General features: G+C 53.7%; 12 protein-coding genes. 8 read left to right on the top strand and 4 right to left on the bottom strand.

The window, feature by feature from the left end; genetic code table 11:
* Window positions 1-2 precede the first annotated feature (2 nt).
* The 4 genes from ACSYTG_RS06065 to wrbA all read left to right on the top strand — a co-directional run bounded on the left by ACSYTG_RS06065 (window position 3) and on the right by wrbA (window position 2840).
* Window positions 3-623, top strand: a complete 621-nt coding sequence (locus ACSYTG_RS06065; protein WP_489783871.1) for a cytochrome b — start codon at window positions 3-5, stop codon at window positions 621-623.
* Window positions 620-1186 carry a YceI family protein gene (locus ACSYTG_RS06060; protein WP_489783870.1) on the top strand — a complete coding sequence of 189 codons (567 nt, stop codon included), beginning with the start codon at window positions 620-622 and terminating at the stop codon, window positions 1184-1186. Before ACSYTG_RS06065 ends, ACSYTG_RS06060 begins: the two co-directional genes overlap by 4 nt.
* A gap of 480 nt (window positions 1187-1666) precedes the next feature.
* On the top strand, window positions 1667-2110 hold the full coding sequence (locus ACSYTG_RS06055; protein ID WP_489783869.1) for a DoxX family protein: 444 nt from the start codon (window positions 1667-1669) through the stop codon (window positions 2108-2110).
* 133 nt (window positions 2111-2243) lie between these two features.
* Entirely contained in the window at window positions 2244-2840 is a 597-nt protein-coding gene (wrbA, locus tag ACSYTG_RS06050; protein WP_253529641.1) for an NAD(P)H:quinone oxidoreductase, read from the top strand.
* Window positions 2841-2970: 130 nt separating this feature from the next.
* Here wrbA and ACSYTG_RS06045 read toward each other — a convergent pair whose 3' ends face one another.
* Window positions 2971-3888: a LysR family transcriptional regulator gene (locus ACSYTG_RS06045; protein WP_086646853.1), complete on the bottom strand. Its 918-nt coding sequence runs from the start codon at window positions 3886-3888 to the stop codon at window positions 2971-2973.
* A 183-nt stretch (window positions 3889-4071) separates the two neighbouring features.
* Between ACSYTG_RS06045 and ACSYTG_RS06040 the strand changes: the two genes are divergently transcribed.
* Window positions 4072-4773 carry a pirin family protein gene (locus ACSYTG_RS06040; RefSeq protein WP_489783868.1) on the top strand — a complete coding sequence of 234 codons (702 nt, stop codon included), beginning with the start codon at window positions 4072-4074 and terminating at the stop codon, window positions 4771-4773.
* Window positions 4774-4818: 45 nt separating this feature from the next.
* On the opposite strand, the gene ACSYTG_RS06035 is transcribed toward ACSYTG_RS06040, so the two are convergent.
* From ACSYTG_RS06035 to ACSYTG_RS06025, 3 genes are read right to left on the bottom strand one after another with little or no spacing between them, the layout of a single operon-like run.
* On the bottom strand, window positions 4819-6288 hold the full coding sequence (locus tag ACSYTG_RS06035) for an efflux transporter outer membrane subunit (RefSeq protein ID WP_489783867.1): 1470 nt from the start codon (window positions 6286-6288) through the stop codon (window positions 4819-4821).
* Between the two features lie 2 nt (window positions 6289-6290).
* A complete protein-coding gene (locus ACSYTG_RS06030; protein WP_489783866.1) occupies window positions 6291-7466 on the bottom strand; it encodes an efflux RND transporter periplasmic adaptor subunit in 1176 nt (391 codons plus the stop codon).
* Window positions 7459-10647 (bottom strand): efflux RND transporter permease subunit, encoded by a 3189-nt coding sequence (locus ACSYTG_RS06025; protein ID WP_489783865.1) that lies wholly within the window; start codon window positions 10645-10647, stop codon window positions 7459-7461. The genes ACSYTG_RS06030 and ACSYTG_RS06025 overlap by 8 nt, the downstream gene beginning before the upstream one ends.
* Window positions 10648-11132: 485 nt before the next feature.
* On the opposite strand from ACSYTG_RS06025, the gene ACSYTG_RS06020 reads away from it, so the two are divergent.
* The 3 genes from ACSYTG_RS06020 (at window position 11133) to ACSYTG_RS06010 (ending at window position 16310) form a co-directional block, all read left to right on the top strand.
* Window positions 11133-11594: an Imm42 family immunity protein gene (locus ACSYTG_RS06020; RefSeq protein ID WP_491706456.1), complete on the top strand. Its 462-nt coding sequence runs from the start codon at window positions 11133-11135 to the stop codon at window positions 11592-11594.
* A gap of 376 nt (window positions 11595-11970) precedes the next feature.
* Window positions 11971-14610, top strand: a complete 2640-nt coding sequence (locus ACSYTG_RS06015; protein WP_095350545.1) for a TonB-dependent receptor plug domain-containing protein — start codon at window positions 11971-11973, stop codon at window positions 14608-14610.
* A 98-nt stretch (window positions 14611-14708) separates the two neighbouring features.
* Window positions 14709-16310 (top strand): flavin monoamine oxidase family protein, encoded by a 1602-nt coding sequence (locus ACSYTG_RS06010; RefSeq protein ID WP_489783863.1) that lies wholly within the window; start codon window positions 14709-14711, stop codon window positions 16308-16310.
* Window positions 16311-16450 lie beyond the last annotated feature (140 nt).

Here is a 16450-nt window from a genome sequence, read left to right as displayed (position 1 = left end):
CCATGCCAACGCCCGCACGCGCAGCGAGCGGGACCACGCGGTATTCCACAGTCGCGATCATCCTTCACTGGTTGATCGCGCTGGGAATACTGACCCTGATCGCGATGGGTCTGGTCATGGACCATCTCCACCTCGATACGATGCGTGTGTTCCAGCTCTATCAGCTGCACAAATCCATCGGCATTAGCGTGATGTTCCTGATCCTGCTGCGTATCGGCTGGCGCCTGACGCACCAAGCCCCACCTTTGCCGGGCGACATGCCGCCGATTGAAAAAACAGCCGCGCGTCTTGCCCATACCGCACTTTATGGCCTGCAGGTGCTGCTACCCCTGAGTGGCTGGGCAATGGTCTCTGTCTCAGTGCTGGGTATTCCGACCGTGCTGTTCGGCACGGTGCCATGGCCCGACCTTCCCGTGCTGTCGACCTTGCCTGACAAGGCACCGGTCGAAACCGCGCTGAAGATGATCCACCACTGGGCCTCGTGGGGATTGCTGGCTCTGATCATGCTGCATATTGCAGCCGCTCTCAGGCATCAGTTCGTGCTGCACGACCATGTTCTTCGTCAGATTCTGCCGTCCTTTCGTGCATCCTCCACACCTCGCCACAAGGGAGAAACCCCATGAAGGCCTTTCACAAGTTTCTACCAGTCGCTACTGTAGCTGGTCTCCTGCTCTCAGCCCCGACCTTTGCTGCCGACTGGACACTTGCTTCGGGCAACGGCACGCTGGGCTTTGCCGGGACCCAGACCGGCCGGGCATTCGAAGGGCATTTCGGGAAGTATGATGGCACGATCTCGTTTGATCCGGCCCACCCTGAAGCGGGTCACGCAAAGATCAGCATCGACATGGCAAGCGCCATAACAGGGGACAGCCAGCGTGATGGCGCCTTGCCCGGACATGACTGGTTTGACACCAAAGAATTTCCGTCAGCACTTTTTGAAGTAAAAGACTTCAAGGCCAAAGGCGGCAATACTTATGACGCCGAAGGCACATTGACCATCAAAGGGGTCAGCAAACCCGTTACCCTTCCCCTCACCATCGACATTGCAGGCTCTGCCCTGCATGCCAAAGGCCATCTTCAGCTCGTCCGCTCCGTGTTCAATGTGGGTATTGGTCCCTGGACCACGGGCCAGTGGGTGGCACTCGAAGTAGGCGTAGATGTTGATGTTACGGCGCATGGCGGCTGAAACACCAGATGTTCTTCGCACGCCCATCTGGTTGAACATCCGCCCTGCTGCGACGATAGCAGGTTCATGACATCCCTGCCCTCACATCGCGGCTCAGAAACCAGCAGCGGGCTTTTTGCCTCGCCTGCCGGTTCTTCTGTGTCTGGGGGCTGTCTCACGTTCCCATTACCGGCAGAACTCTAGCCTCGCGGTCAGACCTACTCCCTTCAGGCAGAACAGAGCTGCGGGAAGAGGCAGATGACTATATAGCTATTTTTTAGACCGCTTGGCCCATAATCAGCCCACCTGAAACCACCCCATTTGCCAGCCTCCCATGCACACCATCTCTTTGGTGGCTGGGCCAGCCCACACCCACAAAAGACAATAAATGGAAACATTGTGTTTGTTCCATTTCTATTTATTGCACCTTTAAAGGCTCTTAAAAACAGGCACCGGCAGCACAGAACCCGCTGCTTTTCTTTTGATGAAAGATATGCCGCCATGACTTCACCTCTCCTGCGTGATCTGATCCTCCTTGCATCCCGCCTGCTCCTTGCCACGCTTTTTGTCTTGATGGGCTGGGGAAAACTGACTGGTTTTTCAGGCACAGTCGCTTACATGACGGCAACAGGCGCGCCTTTGCCTTACCTGTCTTCCATTATGGCCATTCTGGTTGAACTGGGTTTAGGCCTGTTTGTCGCACTGGGGCGCCTGACCTCACCCATTGCTATTCTTTTCGCGCTCTACACGATCGTCACGGCGTTTATCGGCCACCATTACTGGACATTTTCAGGCATGGAGCGGTACGACATGTGGATTCATTTTTATAAAAATTTCAGTATTTCTGGTGGGTTTCTGGCCCTTGCAGCGGCGGGTCCCGGCCGTTTTTCGCTTGATGCCGTGATGAAAAACGCCTCTGCGGGCACTTCACGCATAAAATCCTGAAACTACTCCATGCCAAAATCGGAAACTGAGAGTTTCCAGCTTTGACCTATCCATCCCTTACACAGGACGTATCGTCATGGCGTTTCTGAACACGTTACGGAAACTGTTTTCAACACCAACGGAGGATTCCAAGGTGGCTAAAGTTCTTGTTCTTTATTACTCCTCTTACGGACACATCGAAACCATGGCCAATGCCGTGGCCGAAGGGGTCCGGGCCGCGGGCCTTGAGGTCGATATCAAGCGGGTTCCGGAACTGGTGCCTGAAGATGTTGCCAGGGCACACCACTTTAAAACGGAGCAGGGCGCACCGGTTGCAACAACGGACGACCTGCCCAATTATGACGCGATCATTATTGGTGCCCCCACGCGGTTTGGGCGTCTTCCGGCCCAAATGGCAAATTTTTGGGACCAGACTGGCGGGCTGTGGCTCAAAGGGGCACTGATCGGCAAGGTTGGCGCTGTCTTTACCTCAACCGCATCCCAGCATGGCGGGCAGGAGACAACTCTGTATTCCCTGATGTCCAACCTGATCCACCACGGCATGCTCATTAGTGGTCTGCCCTACAGCTTTCAGGGCCAGCTCAAGCTGGATGAAGTAACTGGTGGTTCACCTTACGGTGCCACGACGATTGCCGCGGGTGACGGGTCACGCCAGCCAAGTGCTAACGAACTGGACGGGGCCAGATTCCTCGGTCAGCACGTTGCGGGAATTGCAAAAAAACTGAGCTGACAACACATTGGCAGGCCACGGGCCTGCCACCTCTCCCCGTATCGGTTCCATGCTGATACGGGGAGTTTTATTGATATGACGTTATTTATCGTTTTTTGAACTCACACAGATTAATAGGGACACTGGGCGATTAAACGCACCCGACCCATTCAGCCTGACCAAAGCATTCCACCAGATAGTCAAGTAGCGCTGTCACCCGCACGGGCCTGAGCGAACTGGACGGTGTGACCAGATACAGCGCAATAGCTGGAGCCTCCCAATCGGGTAATACCCGTTCAAACTGGCCGGACGCCAACCCTTCCCCCACCATAAATTCAGGGAACACACCAAACCCCAGACCTGCGGCAAGAGCAGGCAGAAAAGCCACGGCATTATCCGCCCGGAAGCGGGATGTCTGCGTTAGAACAAACTCGTTCCCGCTTTTAATCTGCCGAAGCCGAACTTTTCCGGGGGCGGAAGTATTGGTGTAAACAAAACTCTTCTGCCCCTCCAGATCACGCGGGTGAGTAGGACGCCCTACCCGGTCCAGATACTCGGGGCTCGCCGCCAGCAGCAGCCGGACTTCACACAGTTTGCGGGCCCGCAGGGATGAATCTGCAAGGGAGGCAATACGCAATGCAACATCATACCCATCGGCCACAAGGTCCACGAGTGCATCACTAAAATCAACCGTAATATCAATATCCGGATACTGTGCAAGAAAAGCAGGCAGAACGGGGGACAGATGGCGGATGCCAAATGTCATGGGGGCTGCAATCCTGATAAGACCGGATGGGCGCTGTGTGCCCCCTCTGGCCTCTGTTTCCGCTGCCTCTGCTTCTGCCAGAATACGGTTGGCATGCCCCAGTAGCGTCCGCCCTGTTTCTGTCAGGGAGATATGGCGGGAATTACGGCTGAAAAGTGCTACCCCAAGAGCCTGCTCCAAGCGCCCTATGGCTTTGGAGACGGTGGGTTTTGAAAGCTGGATGTCTTCTGCCGCTCTGGCAAACGACCCCAGTTCAGCCACTTTTGCAAAAATAGCCCATGCTTCAAAGTCAGGAAGGCGCATGATATTGCCCTGAGAAACAGTTGATGGTTACAGTTTCCATATCTTGTTTTCAGTCGCCTGTCGCCATGCTGTATGCCAAAATCAGAAACAATACCTTTCCATGATTGCCATATCTAATATCCTGCACTGCGAATAACCTGATCCCAGAAAAACATCACACGATTGATCAGGAGAAAACAGACCATGATTGAAGTCCGTCCCTATAACAAACTCGGCCACGCCAACCATGGCTGGCTGGATGCAAAACACCACTTTTCCTTCGCCAATTATTATGATCCCGCACGCATGAACTGGGGCGCTCTACGCGTCTGGAATGATGATACCATTGCCCCGGGCACGGGCTTTGGCACTCACCCGCATGAGAACATGGAAATCATTACCTATGTGCGGGAAGGTGCGATTACTCATCAGGATAGTCTGGGCAACAAAGGGCGCACTGTTGCAGGGGATGTGCAGGTTATGTCCGCAGGCACCGGGATCCGGCACAGCGAACATAATCTGGAGGATGAAACCACCCGTATCTTCCAGATCTGGATCATGCCGAACCGGGCCGGGCATGCCCCATCATGGGGCACCCGCGCTTTTCCAAAAGACGACCGTGCAGGCAGGTTCGTTACTCTGGCATCGGGTTACCAGAATGACGGTGACGCCCTTCCCATTCACACCGATGCACGTGTGCTGGGTGCAACGTTGAGGAAGGACGAGGCCACCGAATACCATCTGGGTATCGAAAGGCTGGCTTATCTTGTCGTTGCCAAAGGCGCTGTCGAGATAGAGGGCCAGACCGTGCACGAGCGTGATGGCGCTGCAATTGCGGATACGGATATCCTAAAGGTGCGGGCACTCACAGACGCAGAAGTGGTTCTGGTTGATACAGCTCCATAAGGGTGGGCAGAGCAGTGCTCCGCTCCCCTTATCCGTAACGCATGATCAGAGAATATGATCTGCGAGCCGCGTTTTAGGGGGCCGTATGATCTGGCCCCAACCGCCCCCTAAGGTCTTGTACAAGGTCACATTGTTAGAGAGAGCCTGAAGCTGCGTCGTAATCGCGCTTAATTGCGCCGTATAGAGCGCTCTCTGTGCCACAAGCGTCTCCAGATAAGGGTCATACCCGGCTTTGTAGCGCTGCAACGCCAGAGCATACTGCCGCTTGTTGGCGGCAACGGCATTTTGCTGTGCGGTTGTCTGCCGCACATATGTTTCCCGCCCGATCAGGGCATCCGCCACCTCCCGGAAGCTCTGCTGAATAGCTTTTTCATACCGCGCTATTTCCTCACGTTTGCGGCTATGGGCCTGCTTTAACTGAGCCATTAAGCGGCCTGCATCAAACAAAGGCACGGTAATCTGCGGCGCTACGTTCCACGCCCCCATACCGCTCTGGAACAGGCGCGTGATATTGTTGCTTGCCGTGCCATTAGCAGCAGTAATTTGAATTTTCGGGAAAAATTCGGCACGGGCCGCACCAATGTCATCATTGGCAGCACGCAGTTCAGCTTCCGCAGCACGAATATCCGGCCGACGTGCAATCATCTCCGAAGGTAAACCCGCGGGCACATCAGGAAAAGCACTGACAGAATCAAGGGATGCTCGTGTGTTGAGAGATTGCACGGTCGCATCCGATAACGGCATCCCCACAAGGAGGGTCAACTGGTTAAACGCTTCGGCCTTCTGGCGGGTGTAAATCTCAACATTCGTTTCCACATCATGCAGGGCAGATTCAGCCTCTGCAACATCCAGTTGCGTTCCGGTGCCAACATCCACCGTCTGCCTGACCAGATCGTAAGTGTGCTGCCTGTTGGCAAGAACCGCCTGTGTTAAAGCCAATGCTTGCGTATTAGCCACCCAGTTCAGCATGGCCGTTGCTACACTGGAAATAATGCTCAGGCGCATGGCCTGCTGCTTCAGCGCACTGGCCATATAGTGATCAAACGAAGCCCGGGAGGCACTGCGTATGCGCCCCCACAGGTCTACCTCGTAGGCGGAAACACCAAACCCCACAGCGTATTGCCGCATGTAAATCGGCTCATTTGTCTGTGAGAGGCTCCAGATATGAGAGTTCATTTTCTGGATATTGGCACCGGCAGTGCCATTGAGTGTTGGAAAGAGAGCCGCGTTTTCTATATCAAACTGGGAACTGGCAGCCGCAGCCTGCTGCTGGGCTATACGCAGGTCGCGGTTATTCTCCAACGCGCTCGCAATCAGGGTTTGCATCACTGGGTCCCGATAAAAAGACCGCCAGTCTTGCAGGAGCGCAGAGGCATCCTGCCCGGCAACGCCCTTCCCCGGCCCCTGTGGCCAGCCATCGGCAACAGGAGCCTCCGGTTTGTGATAGTTCGGGATCATGGTGCAGCCACCAAGAAGAGTCAGCAGCAGCGCTCCACACACAGAAGAACCCCGCACGATCAGAGCACCTTCAGCGATTTGTCGAGTTGAGGGGCCACAATGCTTCCCTCATGCAAGGCAGAAGGCGGATGGACTACAAGCTGGCTGCCATCGGGCAAACCATCCAGAATTTCCAGGTGATCGCCATAATCCCGACCAATCCTGACCTTGCGGACCACAACCTTGTTATCTGCCTCAACAGTTTCCACAGACAGGCCATCGGCCTCGTAGTTGAGTGCTTCTGAGGGCACCATAATAACGGGGGCTGCCCGTGGCAGGTCAAAATGGATTTCCGCATACAATCCGGCTGTCAGGCGGCTGTCATGATTATCAATTTCGATTTCAACAGGCAGCATACGGCTCCCCGGTTCCAAGGCATGGCCTGTGCGCGTTACTGTGCCTGTAAAGGTCTGGCCCGGACGCTCCGGCACCACAATGGAGGCCGGCTCACCCACTTTAACAGTCAGTGCAGCATCTTGTGGAACATGGACACGTACGCGCAACCGGTCGGTGCGGGTAACCACAAACAGGGGGCGTGCAGTGGCGTTATCGGCACTGACCAGATCGCCTGCTTCAATATTCCTGGCCGTCACCACACCGTCATAAGGTGCCGTTACTGTTGTGTAGGCCTGACGTTGTGCGCTTTCCGCCAGAACAGCATCGGCGGCTTTCTGCTCGGCCTGCCGGGCATTTTGTGTCAATCGATCGACATCGAAATTCTGCCGGCTAACTGCCCCTCCCCCAACCAGACCACTAGAGCGGTGGGCGGTAATCTGCGCCAGAGCCAGATTGGCGCGCGCCTGCGCCAGCGTGGCCTGTGCCTGCTCAACGCGATGATCAAGCTCAGGCGCCCGAATAATAGCCAGCACCTGCCCTGCGCGCACAGGTGTTCCAATATCGACAAACCGCTTCTCAATATAGCCCGAAGCACGGGCACCAATGGGTGTGGTTTCAATCCCTACTGTCTCGCCCGGCAGGTCCAGGGGCAGAGGTTGTGTGGAGGCTCGCGCGATCATGGTTCGCACATCCGGAACCTGCCGGGCGCGTTCCTCTGCTGTTGCCGTAACCGCATGCGCACGCTCGATATGGGCGTAAACGCCATAGCCAACGGCAACCATAACACCCAGCCCTGCCACCAGCCCCGCAGAAAGAGGGCGACGGCCTGCGCCGGAACGGGAGAGAGTGGAATCAGACATTCTCGTATTCCTCAAGCATGCGGCTTTCACGGCGGCGCAGACGGCTATAGAGCCACGGGACAACAAAAAGCGTGGTGCAGGTGCCAATCATCAACCCACCAATTACGGCGCGGCCCAGAGGTGCGTTCTGCTCACCACCATCCCCCAGACCGAGGGACATCGGCAGCATGCCAATGACCATGGCCAGCGATGTCATCAAAATGGGCCTCAGGCGCTCCCGCCCGGCTTCCATGGCGGCCTCCATGGCGTTCATGCCATGGGCACGGCTTTCCTTGGCAAACGTGACAAGCAGGATGGAATTCGCACTCGCCACGCCAACGCTCATGATTGCCCCCATAAGTGAGGGCACGGAGAAGGTTGTTCCCGTAACGAAAAGCATGAGCACAATGCCGCACATGGCACCCGGCAGCCCCAGTATGACCACCAGCGGGTCCATGAAAGACTGGAAGTTCACGACCATCAGCAGATAAACCACAACCGCCGCCACCAGCAGGCCGATTTCAAGACGCGTGAACGATGTGTTCATGCTATCAATCTGCCCTGCCACCTCAATGCTGTTGCCGGTTTTCAGTTCTTTTTTATGGCGCTCGATAATCTTCCCAATATCCCGGGCAATACTGCCAAGGTCACGGTCCTCCGCACTGGCGTCTATGTCCAGAACCGGCTGGATATTGCTGTGAGAGATCACGTCTGGCGCAACCGTGCGCTCAATGGTTGCCACATTCCTCAACAGGGTTGGAATGGCAGTGGCCTGTGACGCATTGCCTGCCACGACCAGTTTGCCCAGATCATCAACCGTGTTGACCTGATACTGCGGCGTCTGCACGGCAACCGGGTAAAGTGTGCCCATCTGCGGGTCAGGCCAGAAGTTGGGTGTAACCGTGTTGGATGACGCCTGCGAGACCATGACGCTACGCGCCACATCGTTCAGCACCAGATTAAGGTCCTGTGCGCGTTCGCGGTCGATCGCAATGTTCAGCGCCGGGGCGGCTAACTGCTGGTGCAGGTGCACATCCACCAGGCCGCTTACATGGCGCATGTCCTCCATAATCCGGCCCATGACCACACGGTTGTTCGCCTGATCATACCCAGTGATCCGCACGTCAATCTGGGATGTCAGCCCAAAGTTCAGGATCTGCGTCACCATGTCAGCAGGCTGGAAATAGAACACAACATCGGGGAAACGCTTGGCCAGAACCGTGCGTAAACGGTTGACATACTGTGCTGTGGGCCGATGGTTTTCCTTCAATGCCACCATGATCTGCCCATCATTCGGGCCAATGGTCGAACCATCATCAAACGGCATGGAATAACGAAAGGGAATGCCGATATCATCAAGCACCATTTCCCGCTCGTTTTGGGGAACCACCTCCCGAATGGTGTCCTCGACCTGATCAAAAATCCGTTCTGTCGTTTCAATCCGCGTTCCGGCAGGCGCGCGGACATGAAGCTTGAACTCCCCCGCATCAATGCTTGGAAAAAAGTCCTGCCCCACCTGCGTTGCAAGAAGCACCGCGCCCAGAACAAAAGCGCCGCCTATGGCCGGGATTTTCCACGCGCTGTGCATGAGGCCGGACAATGTTTTCTCATAACGGTGGCGCAGGCGTTCAAACCGGGAATCAAATTGCGTGCCAAAACGCTCAAAGATGGTGGGGGGCTTTCCCGCTGCCTGACGGCGCTTTGTAGCCTGATCTTCCGAACGGAGAAGTAGGGCAGCAAAGATTGGCACAAGCGTCCGACTAATGGCGTAGGACGCCAGCATGGCATACACCACGGCAAGCGCCATGGGGGTAAACAGGAAGCGCGATGGCCCCGTCAGAAACTCCACGGAGACGAACACACAGGAGATAGCCAGTGTGGACACAAGCGTGGGCAACGCAATGCCCGCCGCACCATCCAGCACGGCTTTACGCAAGTCGGCTCCGTCATGATGCAGGCGGTGGATGTTCTCAATCGTCACCGTCGCATCATCGACCAGAATACCCACGGCCAGCGCAAGACCGCCCAATGTCATCAGATTCAGCGTCTCTCCCGTGGCGGAGAGAATGGCAATGGATGACAGAATGGCAAGTGGAATGGAGACCGCCACAATTAGCGTGGAGCGCCAGCTTGCCAGAAAAGCAAGGATCATGGCCGCCGTAAGCAGACCAGCGATTACAGCTTCCGATGCCACGCCCTTGATAGCCGCTTTTACGAACAGGGATTGATCAAACAGCTCATCAATCTTCATGCCCGGAGGCGCTGCAGCGCGCGAAATGGGCAGAACCGTGTCGCGCATGGCGTTGACAACCGCGAGCGTGGACGCGTTCCCGGCTTTCATGATCCGCAACAAAACCGAGCGCTGCCCTTCCCGGCGGACCACATTATGCTGCACCTCCCAGCCATCACGGACCTGCGCAACGTCACGGATACGGATGATAGCCCCCGTATTCGGGTCTTTGCGCAGCGGAATGTTGTTAAGCTGCTTTGAGAAATACGGAATACCGTTCATCTGGATGTTGTATTGGGATGGCCCGAATTTTACCGTCCCACCCGGGAGTGTCAGGTTCTGGGCGTTAATGGCGTTGGAGACATCCAGCGGGCTAATTTTCATTGCCTGCAATTTGGTCGGGTCAATATCAACCATGATCTGCCGGATCTTGCCGCCATGTGGCGGAGGCAGAAGCGTACCGGGGACAGGCGCCATCTGCTGCCGCAGACGATACACGCCGTAATCATACAACTCGCTTTCCGTCAGCTTGTCAGAAGAGAGGGAGAGCTGGAGGACCGCCACGCTGGACGCACTGTACTGCATGATAATGGGCGGCTGAACACCTGGCGGCAACTGCGCGCGGATAGATTGCGTGGCCGCAACGGTCTGCCCAAGAGCAACCCCGATGTCCACTCCTGGCTGGAAATACAGCTTCTGCAACACAAGACCCGGTGTGGTCTGGCTTTCGATCGTCCGCAGATTATTGACAAAAAAGCTGTGCGAGAACTCTGTATAAGTACTGATGCGTTTTTCGGTTTCCGGTGCCGAAAGGCCATCGTAGTACCAGACAACAGTCACGACCGGAATATCAATATTGGGGAAGATATCGGTCGGTGTGCGGAATATGGAAGAAATACCCAGAAGAAGAACAAGTATGGCAGCAACAATAAATGTATAGGGCTTCCGCAGCGCAAGACCAACAATGCCCATGTCGTCTGAAAATCCTGTTTTTAACCGAGAGCGCACGCAGCCATAATGATTTTGTCCTGAAGACAATCAATCATCTTGGAATGTACACTGCACATTTATGGAACAATTAGAGGCACAGAATATTCATAAACCGCATAATGAGACTAGTAGGTTTTTTTCGAACATGATGATGAGGCAAATTCATCAATCATAGCCACTGAGATCAAAATCAGGCTTATTCGCCTCGCGCCCACCCTGCCGGGAATATCCTTGAGATGAAATGCGGTATGGTTATAAAAAACAAAGCAATAAAACGCACTGATGACAGTGCAACACAAAATCATCGTGATAAGGAAGAGATCGATACGACCAACTTTTTGCAGATAATGTCAGAAAATCGCGGTTTTTAGGATTATATACCCCCATAACCATTTAAGACGACTAAACTATTTACGTATGGATCTAGGAAAATGCAAATATTCGGGGACTGGGATAGATTTTGCATAGTGACACAACTCGATACCGATTACTGCGGTGTATGGTTAAATGGAACACTCTTTTTCAGAATTTCCGGAAATAATATTGGCGACCCTCAAGAAGATAACTCTCTAAGAGAGGCTTATTATATATTAAATTCCATTGCATATAGAAAACAAAGCAGGATAAGCAAAACCATATTCCAAATGGATTACAAAAATATTTTTAAAATAATTGACAAAGCTATTTATAGAGATGGCGAAGATATATTCAAATATATTGACGAAGCTATATTCCCATCTGATTTTTCCATATGCGTAAACGTACAGTCCATATTGCGTTGTAGAGTATATTCTGTTTCTGACGGTGAAAAAACCAAGGTTGTTTATCAAAAAGAATATAGTTCAGAGATTGTAGGAGTGACGTTTTGCGATGATCTTGTTGAACACTCCTTAACTGAGGTTCTTGGGTATTTAGAAATACACCCATAAAATTGAAGTCGATAAAGAAAACACATAGGGTAAGCATCCTGCTCTCAGCTTGTTGTACCTGAGCCAATTGCCTGCGGTTACGATGTAAATACCGGTAAACACAACAGCATAGCTTTTTGCGGCAATGCCCCCTTCCTTTAGACGATCCCCAACACTCTTAGCGAAATGCAGCATTAGCAGGTCCGACTGAACCAAACTGCTACGTACTACGCCGTATGGCTGCAATAAGGTTCCCCGCCCAATGCAGAAAGCCGTGTGTTGCGATTCCGCAACGGTGTGCAAAATAGGCAAGGCTGATATGTTTTTTTATGTCATTTCTATGTCGAAATGTAATACGGAGGACGAGTAATAATTCTTTACAAGTGGGACATGAAATATGCGATTAGCACGCCGCTTTTCTCTGCTTGCCTCCACACTCTGCACCGTTTTGCCTTCGCTTTCTGTGGCAGAAACGACCGGAACGGCTACGACGCATCGGAAAGCTTCACACGAACATTCCGCTAAAATAACGAACGAATCGACCGCTCGCGTTACTACGCCAACGTCAACATCTTCTGCCCGTAAAAAGGATAACACCAAGGCATTGTACGCCGCGGACGTTGAAACCGTTAATGTTTCAACCGGCACGCATTCCACCAACCGCAAGGCAAGACAAAGCTCATCTCCTGTAACCGTATTAACGGCCGCAACATTGCGCCGTTCCGGTCAGGTTAATCTGGCTGATTCATTGGTGCGCACATACGCATCAATCAATGTGCAGGCCATGGCGGCAGATAGTGCTGCGCTAACATCCTCCATCCAGATGCGTGGCCTTAACCCGAACGAAGTGCTGGTTCTTGTCGATGGCAAGCGCCGCCATTCCACGGCAAACATTGTTGCGGACGCTGGCCCCCAGTTTGGTTCTACCGGTGTGGACTTAAATATGATCCCGGCAAATGCCATTGATCATATTGAAGTACTGGAAGATGGCGCTGCCGCTATGTACGGTTCAGATGCCATAGCGGGCGTTGTGAACATTATTACCAAAAAAGATGACCACGGCCTGCATATGTCAGCCCAGACCGGAGCCAATGCCTATAATGGTGATGGTTGGCAGTATCAGCTGAACGCAGATGGCGGTTTGAAGCTGGGTGAGGATGGTTATATTCACCTTTCAGGCCAGATCACACACACAGATCATTACGTTGTCAAAACCAAAGACCACCGGCTCTTGGGGTATTGGCCCGATGGTGCGACCACCACAGGTTATTATAATGGTGTAGTGGCCAACGCCATGAAGTTGCCGCTTGATTCCAACAAAATCATGAGCACCCCGGAAGAAACGCGGGAAAACCTTGCTATTGATTTTGGCAAAAAAATTAACGACGACATTCAGTTCTATGGCCTGATCACTTACGCGCATCGTTATGGCGAGGCATACGAAAACTACCGTATTCCCACCATTGCCCCGACTTATTACCCTTCCGGTTTTTCACCGCTCGAAACCATCCGCGAGAACGACTACGCCGCAACAATCGGCCTTAAGGGCGATGATTTTTTTGGCTTTGACTGGGATCTGAGCACCACTTACGGTGCTGACGAAACCAAAATCGGCAATAAAAACACCGCCAATACCGGCATGCTGTCGTCCGACTGTTCGCTGGATAGCACATCTGCCAATTATTCATCCCTCGGCTGCGGCTGGACACCGACCAACGTGCGCGCAGAAACATACAGGCTTGCGCAATGGACCAATAACCTCGACTTCCGGCGGCACTTCAACATCGCTCAAAAAGTGCCAATGCTGCTGGCTTTTGGCGCGGAACACCGGTTGGAAACATACGACCTGACAGCGGGTGACGCGGCTTCCTACCTTCTGGGCGGCACGCAGGGCTATGCAGGCATTGGCCCGCAGAGCGCTGGAAGCTGGAGCCGTGACATCTGGGCCGGCTACGTGGATGGAGACTTTCATCCGCTTAAAAACTGGGACCTGGATTTTGCCGGGCGCTTTGAGCACTATACGGACGTCGGCAATGCGGAAAACGGCAAGGTTTCCACCCGTTATGATGTGACGCGGCGCATTGCCTTCCGTGGAACCATTAGCACGGGTTTCCGCGCCCCTACCCTGCCGGAACAGCATTATTCCGCCATGAACGTGGACCCCAACGGTGCTTCCGGCCTGTTGCCTGTTGATTCAGCGGCAGCCCGCACACTGGGCGCCAGCAAGCTTAAACCGGAACGTTCCGTCAGCGCCAGCGGTGGTGTTGTGATTGAACCTATCCGCGGCCTCCATGTTGAAGCAGACGTTTACCAGATCAACCTGCGTGACCGTATTGTTGGTGGGGGCACGGTCAATGGTAACAGCGCTATTTCGGCCATTGAGCAGCTTGGTTATCTGCTCCCTTCCAATGGTCTGATTGCCGACAACGTATCTGCATACTTCATGACCAACGGCGCCAGCACCCGCACACAGGGGTTGGATATTAAAGCCGATTATACCTTCCGCTTCCGCACGGCCGGCACTCTGGCGCTGACACTGGCGCTTGATCTCAACCGCACCCGTCTGCACCACAATGCACTGGATACAAATGGTAATCCTTTGCTCAATGCACAGAACATTTCCTACATCACAACGGCCTACCCACGTAGCAAGATTATCCTGAACGCATTCTACCGTTACAAAAACTGGGACTTTAACGTGCGTGAAACCCGGTATGGCGAAACAACGTCCATGCTGACCTACTATGACTGGCAGAACCAGAACACACCCTGCGCAAGTGGAGGAAAGCTGGCTTACTCGAATACCTGCTTCAACCAGTTCAAGAACACACCGCGCTGGATGACAGATATTGAAATTGGCTACCGCTTTAACAAAAACTGGCACATGGCGGTTGGTGTCAACAACATTTCCGATGTCAAACCCCGCATGGTTGCGCAGATCAACAACTCCCGTGGCGCGCAACCTTACGACCAGTTTTCCCTTCAGGTGCCAATCACCGGTGCCTACTACTACGGCCGCCTGAACGCGGATTTCTAAAACATATTATGGATGACGTCTGTTTTTTCAAACGTCATCCATATTTGTCGGTTTGGCTTTTGTTGAACCGTGAGTAAAAGAAAAAGCAGGGATACTCAATGGCAAGCCCATCAAACACCCATTCACAAACACGGCGGCAACTTTTGAGCCGCATAGGTAAGTTGGCGGGAAGTGTGGCACTGTATCAGGCCATGACCAGCATGGGCCATGCAATGGGCACGGATTTTGCAGGCCCTCCCAAATTATCTGGCGCAAAAAAAGGAACATCAGTTCTGGTGCTGGGTGCTGGCCTTGCAGGTATGCTGAGTGCGTACGAACTGCGCAAAGCGGGCTATAATGTCAAAATCATTGAATTCCAGACACGCAGCGGTGGCCGCAACATCAGCCTGCGCGGAGGAGACACAGTAACAGAACTGGGTGGTGCAACTCAAAAGGTTGGCTTTGCACCGGGGAATTACATAAATCCTGGCCCGTGGCGTATTCCTTACCATCATCAGGGGCTTTTGTACTACTGCCGTGAGTTTGGTGTGCAACTGGAACCCTTTATTGAGCTGAACCATAATAGCTGGCTCCATTCGACGGGTTCTTTCGGTGGCAAAGCCGTGCGCTACCGGGAGCTGGCTGCGGATTTTACCGGTTTTACGGCAGAGCTTCTGGCCAAAGCCGTGGACCAGCATAAACTCGATGATCTGGTTACCCCAGATGAGGTGGCGCATCTGAAAGATGCCATGCAGGGCTGGGGCGCCCTCACCCCGGAACTGGCTTACACAAAGGGTAACATCAGCTCGTTACGCCGCGGATTTGAAAAGCCACAAGGCGGCGGACTGAACGGAGCCCCGATCCCTTCTGACCTGATGAACCGGGGAGAAGTCTGGAAATCCGGTCTATGGAACTGGATGGCATTCCACGAGCGGCTGGATATGCAGACAACGATGTTCCAACCCGTAGGGGGGATGGACAATATTGGTAAGGCTTTTACCAGACAGGTAAAGGACCTGCTGCAACTCAACTGCAAGGTCACGGCCATTCATCAGGATGATCATGGCGTCAGTGTTACCTATAACGACATGCAGCATGGTGGTGTGGTTCGTCAGGCAAAGGCTGATTATTGCGTTTGCACAATTCCCCTGTCCATTCTGTCACAGCTGGATGTGCAGGTGAGCGACGGCATGAAAGCCGCCATTGGTGCAGTGCCCTATGCCTCTTCTGTTAAGCTTGGCCTAGAATTCAAACGCCGTTTTTGGGAGGAAGATGACCAGATTTACGGTGGCATCAGCTTTACGGATCAACCTATCAGTCAGATTTCCTACCCGAGCCACGGCATTTTTTCCAAGGGACCGGCGGTGCTGCTTGGCGGCTATATGTTTGGCCCTGCGGCATATGACTTTGCAGGAATGTCGCCTCAGGAGCGGCTGGAACAGGGTATAAAACAGGGGCTGGCTTTTCATCCTCAATACCGGAAGGAATTCCTCAATGGCGTGAGTTTCGCATGGAGCCGGGTGCCGTGGACTTTAGGGTGCTGCTCGATGTGGAGCGAGGAAGCACGCAAAACACACTATAAAACGCTGTGTTCCATTGATCAGAGGGTTGTTCTGGCGGGCGAGCATGCATCGTATGTCGGGTGCTGGCAGGAAGGCGCCATCCTATCCGCACTGGATGCGGTCACGCGTTTGCATAAACGAGCCTTGGGAGCGGCCTGATGCGAAAATTTCTTCTTTTGTCGACGCTCGTGGCTGCTACGACACCAGCCGGTTTTGCACAGGCAGATAGCGCGAGTGCAATTTCTGGTAAAATGGAAGCCTTGCCATCGGGCGAGGCAGTCTACCGCCACATCTGCCAG

The sequence above is a fragment of the Acetobacter sp. ESL1128 genome, from assembly GCF_058505085.1.
This window is presented reverse-complemented; position numbering and strand designations above follow the sequence as displayed.